The organism is Streptomyces poriferorum (assembly GCF_019399235.1).
GTDB classification, from domain to species: domain Bacteria; phylum Actinomycetota; class Actinomycetes; order Streptomycetales; family Streptomycetaceae; genus Streptomyces; species Streptomyces poriferorum.
Window position 1 is genome coordinate 1 of sequence record NZ_JAELVH010000382.1, and the last position, 5,173, is coordinate 5,173.

5 protein-coding genes are annotated in these 5,173 nt (G+C 69.4%); all 5 read right to left on the reverse strand.

What is annotated here, in order from left to right; all coding sequences use genetic code 11:
• Nucleotides 1-464: 464 nt before the first annotated feature.
• Nucleotides 465-980, reverse strand: coding sequence for an ATP-binding protein (locus JGS39_RS36300; protein WP_219574027.1), 516 nt, complete (start codon nucleotides 978-980; stop codon nucleotides 465-467).
• 251 nt (nucleotides 981-1,231) lie between these two features.
• A complete protein-coding gene (locus JGS39_RS36305; protein WP_148020811.1) occupies nucleotides 1,232-1,999 on the reverse strand; it encodes an enoyl-CoA hydratase/isomerase family protein in 768 nt (255 codons plus the stop codon).
• A 125-nt stretch (nucleotides 2,000-2,124) separates the two neighbouring features.
• Nucleotides 2,125-2,568 carry a cold-shock protein gene (locus tag JGS39_RS36310; RefSeq protein WP_219574028.1) on the reverse strand — a complete coding sequence of 148 codons (444 nt, stop codon included), beginning with the start codon at nucleotides 2,566-2,568 and terminating at the stop codon, nucleotides 2,125-2,127.
• Nucleotides 2,569-2,780: 212 nt separating this feature from the next.
• On the reverse strand, nucleotides 2,781-3,725 hold the full coding sequence (locus JGS39_RS36315; RefSeq protein ID WP_219574029.1) for a proline iminopeptidase-family hydrolase: 945 nt from the start codon (nucleotides 3,723-3,725) through the stop codon (nucleotides 2,781-2,783).
• Nucleotides 3,726-3,779: 54 nt separating this feature from the next.
• A partial coding sequence (locus tag JGS39_RS36320; protein WP_219574030.1) for an alpha/beta fold hydrolase occupies nucleotides 3,780-5,173 on the reverse strand: 1,394 nt, incomplete at its 5' end.

The following is a 5,173-nucleotide window of genomic DNA, read 5'->3' on the forward strand; positions in this document are numbered from 1 at the left end:
CAGCCGGTGGCGAGGGCGGCCGCGAGGGCGGCGCAGGCTCCGGCACGCAGGGCGCTGCGGCGGTGCACCGGTCGGTCGGGGGCGTTCATGCGCAGAACATTAAGTCTGCTGTGTCAGGAAAATGACAAATGACCCACCTGGGCCGCCGAAGGTCACACGGATGCGCACGGCCACGCTCGACCGATCAATGAATCACTCGCGATATCCCCCATGCATGCACTGATTGCCAGGCGAGTGACTCAGCACACCTACGATTCACCGACGAAATGCCCCAGTTTCGTCCACTGCATCAGCGATTGCCGCTTTGGCCATGGTGTCGCCCGTCTGCCATAGTCGGGGACACGACCCCTCCATTGACCCGGGCCAGGTCGTCATCAGCGGCCGTGAACACACCCCCCATTTCACGGTCCCCACACAGCAGCCCCCGCAGCGCCGCACCCCGGCCGACCGGGGGCTTCTGTGCGTCAGCGGTCGGAGATGCGCATCTCGAACCAGGTGGTCTTGCCCCGCGGCAGCAGGTCGACACCCCACCGGTCGGAGAGCTTGTCGACCAGGAAGAGCCCGCGCCCGCTGATGTCCATCACATGCACGGGCATCAGACACGGCAGTCCGCGCGAGGGGTCGCGCACCTCGATCCTGATCCAGCCGCGCCGGCGCACCATCCGTAAGCCGAAGACCCTGGCGCCGGTGTGCCGCACGGCGTTGCCGACGAGTTCGGACACCAGCAGGACGGCATGCTCGGCGGTCTGCGGGGAAAGCGCCCACTGACGCAGCACCACACAGGAGGTGAGCCTGCGGGCCGTGGCCGCGGACTCCGGGCGGGAGGGCAGCCGAACTTCGCCCTCCGTCGGATTTCCGAACAACTCCAGCGCTTTGAACGCCTGTTCGTCCTCGACGGCCGGCATCCTCCGTGCCGCTGTCGCGCTGCTGCGCTGTCGCGGCTGCTCCACACCCTCCAGGCCCGCCATGGACACCATCATGGCTGCACAGCGGGCGTCCCGTGGCCGTTCCCCGGGAATCCCCGGCCCGGAATCAGACATTCCGCAGAGGGCTCCAGGCATATGCCGGAGGCAGAATGCACAATCGGGCACCCACGCTGACCTGCACGGATACCACGCCCGAACGGGCTTGCCAGAACCGACGGGAGGCTGAGCCTTAAGGTTGCCTTAAGGCTCAGCTAATCCGCCCACACGGATGAACGCACGCCCCGGCGTTCCCAACTGGCGTTCGGTCAGAGGAATTTGGCCTTGCCCGGACCCTCGTCGACAAAGCTCCGCATTCCGCGCTCCCGGTCCTCGGTGGCGAAGAGGCCGGCGAACCAGGTCCGCTCGATCGTGAGGCCGGTATCGATGTCCGTCTCCAGTCCCGCGTCGACGGCCTCCTTGGCGGCGCGCAGCGCGAGCGCCGGGCCCTTCGCCAGCTTGGCGGCCCAGGCGTGCGCCTGCTCGTACACCTCGGCTGCGGGGACCACGCGGTCCACCAGCCCCATGGCCAGGGCCTCCTCGGCCTTCACGTGGCGGCCGGTGAAGATCAGGTCCTTGGCCTTGGCGGGACCCACCAGCCGGGCCAGGCGCTGGGTGCCGCCCGCGCCCGGGATGAGCCCGAGCATGATCTCCGGCTGCCCCAGCTTGGCGTTGTCGCCGGCGATCCGGAAGTCCGCACAGAGGGCCAGTTCGCAGCCACCGCCCAGCGCGTAGCCGGTGACGGCGGCGACGACGGGCTTGGGGATCCGGGCCACCGCGGTGAAGGAGTCCTGCAGCGCCTTGGACCGCACGACCATCGCAGGGTGGTCCATCGCCTGCATCTCCTTGATGTCCGCGCCGGCCGCGAACACCTTCTCACCGCCGTAGAGCACCACGGCACGCACGTCGTCGCGCCGGGACGCCTCTTCGGCGAGCTCGCGCAGCCGGTCCTGGGTGGCGACATCCAGGGCGTTCATCGGAGGACGGTCCAGCCGGATCGTGCCGACGCCGCCGCTTACTTCGAGGGTTACGGTCATGGAAGGCAGGTTAACCGGCGCTAACACCGGCCCGGACGGGCCGGGGCCGGTGCGGTTCGTCACAGCCGGGCAGCAGCCCGAAGGCCCGGGACCGTCGTCCCGGGCCGCGGCGTACGACTACCCGTTCAGCCCTCGATCCAGCCGTGGTTCTTGGCGAACTGCAGCATCCCCTGGCGTACCTGGAGGATGTGCGCCGCGGTGAGCCCGGGGGCCGATTCCAGCAGCACTTCCGTGACGTCCCGTACGTACTCCTCCGCGTTGAGCACGTCGCACAACACGTCGTCGCCGTCCGTGGCCTGCCTGCTCAGGGGCTCGGAGCGCTGCGTGAAGACGGACGCCGGAGCCTGCGCGGCCGCGATGCCGCTGCCCGCGGCCAGGCGCACCGAGGACGCCTTCAGGCCCCGGTCGCCCTGCTCGATCTCGAACTCGACCATCAGGCCGGGCCGGAGAGCGTCCTCGGCCATGCGGAGGTCGTTCACGTGCAGGAAGACGTCCTCGCCCCCATGGTCGGGGGCGATGAACCCGTAACCCTTCGCGCTGTCGAAACGCACCACGCGGCCAATGACCATGGGAAACACCCTCTCAACGAGTCCCGGACCCCTGTCCGGGACAACCCCTGCCGCATCAGGCGGCGACCGGACCCCGTACACCCACTCCGGACACGCCTTGCGACTACCTGACCGCCGGCGTCCCGGATGTTGTCGCCCTCCGGGCGGCATCCGGGGTGTTCGCCACAGCGGCACCACTGCCGGTCCGTACTCTATGCGGCACTCTATGCGGCCTACGGCCGGTCGGACAGGGCGGACGCCCCCGGCTGCCCCGCCCGCGGGTCCACCTCGTCGAGGAACGTCCGCATGACCTGCCGGAAGTGCTCCGGTTCCTCGAGATGCGGCAGGTGGCTGGACTCCTCGAACATCTCCCAGCGCGCTCCCGGAATGTGGTCCTGGAACGGCTGGACCGTCCCGGGAGTGGCTTCGTCGTGGCGGCCGGAGATCAGCAGGGTGGGCACGTCGACGTCGGGACAGATGTCGATGACCGACCAGTCGCGCAGCGTGCCGTTCACGTGGAACTCGCTGGGGCCGTTCATCGCGTAGTAGACGGTGGGATCGTTGTACACCTCGTAGAACGAGGCCAGGTAGTCACGCGGCCAGGGCTTGAGGCGGCAGACGTGGCGCTCGTAGAACGTGCGCATGGCCGCGTGGTATTCGTCCGACTCGGTGGTTCCGGCAGCCTCGTGCCTGAGCAGCGTGTCGTTGACACCGGGTGGCAGCTGGTCCCGGAGGACCTTGGCCTCCTGGAGCCAGAGCGGATAGGAGGCCGGCGAGTTGGCGATGACCAGTCCGCGCAGACCTGCCGGACGCGCCGCGGCGTGGTGCGTGATGAGCATGCCGCCCCAGGACTGGCCGAACAGTACGTAGTTGTCGGCGATCCCGAGGCCCGTGAGGAGGTTGTCGAGTTCGGCGGCGAACAGGTCCACCGTCCAGAAGTCCGTTCCCCGGTCGGGCAGATGGGTCGAGCCGCCGTTCCCGATCTGGTCGTAGTGCACGACGGACCAGCCGTCGACGGCCAGGTCGGAGAGGTTCTGCAGATAGTCGTGGGTGGATCCCGGTCCTCCGTGCACGACGACGAGCGTGGGCCGGTCGGAGCGAAGGTCGCCCGTCACCCGGTACCACGTCTCGTGCTCGCCGAACGGCAGGGTTCCCTTGGCGCTGGGTGCCACGGTCACGTCACTTCGCCTCGCTTCGATTCGATGGGTCAGGTCCGTATTGCGCCGGTTCGGTCATCCGGTCGCTCCGCCGTCGGCCGCCGTTCCGTGCGATACCAGCCATTCGTCGATGACCTGCGCGGTCTGTTCGGCGCGGTCCTCGACGAGGGTGAAGTGGTTGGCGCGGACGGTCCGCAGGGTGTGGGCGGCCTCCCAGGGCTCGGCGCGGCCGCTGAGCAGGTCGGGGGACGCGTCGTCCCCGTCCGGGACGAAGGACTGGGTGCACTGGACGAAGAGCACCGGAGCCTCGACCGGCGTGAGCGGGAGTTGCGGGACCAGTTCCACCCAGCGGCCCATCGCGGAGAGCCTGCTGCTGTCGAACCGGCCGAAGACCGCTTCCTTGTCGAACATGCCGAGTGCGAGGCCGTCGAGAGGAACGCCGTCGCTGCCGCCGTCGTGGACCTTGAACGTGTCCAGCAGGATGACGCCTGCCGGGCGCACCCCGCATTCCCGTTCCAGGTGTCCGGCGGTGGCGTAGGCGAGGGTGCCTCCGGACGAATAGCCGAGCAGCACGAACGGTTTCCCGTCGGCCGTGTCCAGCACACTCCGGGCGAGCGCCTGGACTGCCGCGTCGGAGGACGTGGGCAGGCTCTCGCCTGCGAGGAATCCGGGGACGGGCAGTGCGGATATCTTGTGCCGGCCTCCGAAGTGGGACACAAGCCGCGCGTGCTGGTGGACACCGCCGGTGGCCATGGGCGTGCTGAGGCAGATGAGATGCGGTCCCTCGGAGGCGTCCGCGAGACGGACTGCGGCGGGGAGCCGGTCGATCTCGTCCACCGAGCCGAAGCCCGGCCGTACGTCGGCGGCCGCCTGGAGGAGCGCGAACCCCTTGTCCGCGCGGCCGGAGACGACTGCGGCATGGAACAGGTCCCGGAGCGTCTCGGGCGGCCTGCCGGCCGAAGCGGCCTCGGCCCCACCGGTGACGGTCGCGCCCCCCGTTCCGCCGAGCCCCTCCGGTGACCCCGCTGATGCCCGCAGTTCGTCGGTGTCGCCGGTCGCGAGGGAGCCTGCCTCCAGAAGATCCGTGCGCAGCAGCCGTGCGAGCTCGGCCGGGCTCTTGCTGTCGAAGACCACCATGGGGGGCAGCCTCAGTCCGGTGTCCTTCATCAGGGCGTTACGGAGTTCCATCGCGCTCAGCGAGTCGAACCCTGCCTCCAGGAAGTCCCGTTCCGCGTCGAGGGCGTCCGCGCTGCTGTGGCCGAGGAGCGCGGCCGCCCGCTCCATGACGAGCGCCCTGAGGAGGGCCTCCTGTCCTGCCTGATCGGCCTGCGCGAATCGCTGCCGCAGAGACGTCGCGTCGGCCCTGGAGACCGCACTGCGCCGCCTGGTGGTGGGGACGAGGTCGCGGAGGAGCGCGGGGATCGTGTCGGTACGAGTACGCAGCGCGGAGACATCGATCGGCAGCGGGA

Excerpts from the sequence above, each read along its gene's own strand:
- JGS39_RS36310 (WP_219574028.1), bottom strand. The coding sequence starts at position 2,568 with ATGGTCATTGGCCGCGTGGTGCGTTTCGACAGCGCGAAGGGTTACGGG.
- JGS39_RS36305 (WP_148020811.1), bottom strand. The coding sequence starts at position 1,999 with ATGACCGTAACCCTCGAAGTAAGCGGCGGCGTCGGCACGATCCGGCTG.
- JGS39_RS36300 (WP_219574027.1), bottom strand. The coding sequence starts at position 980 with ATGATGGTGTCCATGGCGGGCCTGGAGGGTGTGGAGCAGCCGCGACAG.